Raw genomic sequence first — 2,038 nt, 5'->3', positions numbered from 1 at the left:
GGATATTCAAATCCGGATATTGAATTATTGGCACCTATTGCAAGGCTCTTACATATCTCTCTGGAAACACTCATGTCTTTTCATGAAGAACTTGCACCGTCTGAAGTCGCGGAGATGGTTCGGGAACTGGATTCTATGCTGGATTCAGAAGATTTTGAAAAAGTCTATGCAAGAGCTACAGAGATGATAAGAGAATATCCGAATTGCAATGCACTCATATGGCAGATTGCGGTGATATTAGATGCCAGAAGATTGTGTGATGATAGTGTAGATTCAGAAAAATATGATGAACAGATTAATTCGTGGTATGAGATGGCACTTCAGGATGAGAATGAAGAGATAAGACGATGTGCAGCAGATTCGTTGTTTGGATATTATCTGCGGAAAAAGGAATACGAGAAGGCAGAGATCTATTTACGTTATTTTTCGGATAAGGACCCTATGAAGAAGATTCACCGGGGCAGATTGTATGAGATGAAGGGTGAAAAAGAGAGTGCATACAAAGCCTTTGAAGATGTATTGTTTTCGGAATACCAGATATTGAATTTTGCATTTATACATATGATGAATATGGCGATCGAAGAGAAAGATTTCAAAAGGGCACGCTATCTGGCAGAGAAGATTGGTACAATAGCAGGAGTTTTTGAAATGGGGAAGTATCACGAATGTATGTCAATGCTTGATGTTGTCTGTGCGGAGAAAAATATTGAAGGCACATGCAAGGTTGCAGAACAACTGTTGGAAAATGTGGATACACTTTTTGATTTTCGAAAATCAGAGCTTTATCGGCATATGCAGTTTAAGGAAGTAGAGCCCGGATTTCTGGAACGGGTAAAAAAAGATTTGATGCAGGGATTCAGGAATGACGAAGCATATAGCTATATGGCGGAAAATGAGGCCTGGAAAAATTTCATTAATGGTTTCCGCGAATAAAAGCAGAATTGACAAACATATCTGTATATGTTAATCTTGTACATAGATAAACATCTATATATTGTTTTGATCGTTGTGGAGGGAATCAAAAATGACAACAGCAGAAAAAGCGGACTTAATTATTCGTGATATCAAGAAGGAATCCGGTACAAGCCCGGTTCAGATTTTTAAAAATATTGCTGAAAAAGCGTATATGAGTATTCATGGACCGGAACACCATATATTAGATGGAGCAAGTTTGCTTGTCGCTTATAAAAATGCAGGCGGACAGATTGATTTGGATGAGGCACTTGAAAAACTGGTGGCGGAAGGATTGCGCATGCCAGGTGCCATGTGCGGTCTCTGGGGAATATGTGGTGCGATTACATCTGTTGGCGCCGCCCTTTCAATCATCGACGGGACAGGTCCTTTGTCTGTTGATGGAACCTGGGGCGATCATATGCAGTTTACATCCAATGCCATTGGCGAATTGGGCAGGATCAATGGTCCGAGATGCTGTAAAAGAGATGCGATGGTTGCTTTTAAGCATGGTATCTCCTATGTGAATGAGCACTACGGGGTAACCCTTGAGAATGAGCCTGTAAAGTGTATTTATTCCGGAGTAAATGAACAATGTATTAAAGAAAGATGTCCATACTATGCGTAAGAAAACAGAGCAAAAGGTTATGTATGATGAAACTCAGCTGAAAATTATAGATGCGACTATGACACTCATTCTTGAGAAGGGCTACTCGGGAGCGACGACTAAAAATATTGCAAAATTGGCGGGAGTCAATGAAAGTACTATTTTCAGACGGTTTGATGGAAAAAAAGAAATTGTCATTGCTGCAATGGAATTGTCAAAATGGAATCCGGGATTATCAGAGAGTGATTTTTCTTATGAAGGAAATCTGGAAAAGGATCTGATATCCTTTTCCAGAACTTATATGAATAAGGTTACGCCCCAGATGGTAAAAGTTTCTATTGGGCTTCGGTCAGCGGAATTGGAAGAAGCTGCATTACCGGGAATCATGAAAACACCTGCAGTTTTCAAAAAAGTATTGGTGGATTACTTTACGGAAATGATTGAAAATGGAAAGATGCCGGATTGTAATGTTGAGAGTAT

Annotated in this window: 3 protein-coding genes; all 3 read left to right on the top strand. The window is 39.7% G+C overall.

The window, feature by feature from the left end:
- Positions 1 to 933, top strand: a 933-nt coding sequence (locus tag QZZ35_RS11565) for a transcriptional regulator (protein WP_291237540.1), incomplete at its 5' end; no start/stop codon positions are given.
- Between the two features lie 91 nt (positions 934 to 1,024).
- Positions 1,025 to 1,579, top strand: coding sequence for a DUF5714 domain-containing protein (locus QZZ35_RS11560; protein WP_291237539.1), 555 nt, complete (start codon positions 1,025 to 1,027; stop codon positions 1,577 to 1,579).
- A partial coding sequence (locus tag QZZ35_RS11555; protein ID WP_291237538.1) for a TetR/AcrR family transcriptional regulator occupies positions 1,572 to 2,038 on the top strand: 467 nt, incomplete at its 3' end. The genes QZZ35_RS11560 and QZZ35_RS11555, both read left to right, overlap by 8 nt.

This window comes from Frisingicoccus sp. (genome assembly GCA_016298055.1).
In the GTDB taxonomy this organism is placed as follows: Bacteria; Bacillota; Clostridia; order Lachnospirales; family Lachnospiraceae; genus Frisingicoccus.
The sequence above is the reverse complement of the archived record's forward strand: the minus strand, read 5'-3'. Positions and strand labels throughout refer to the sequence as shown.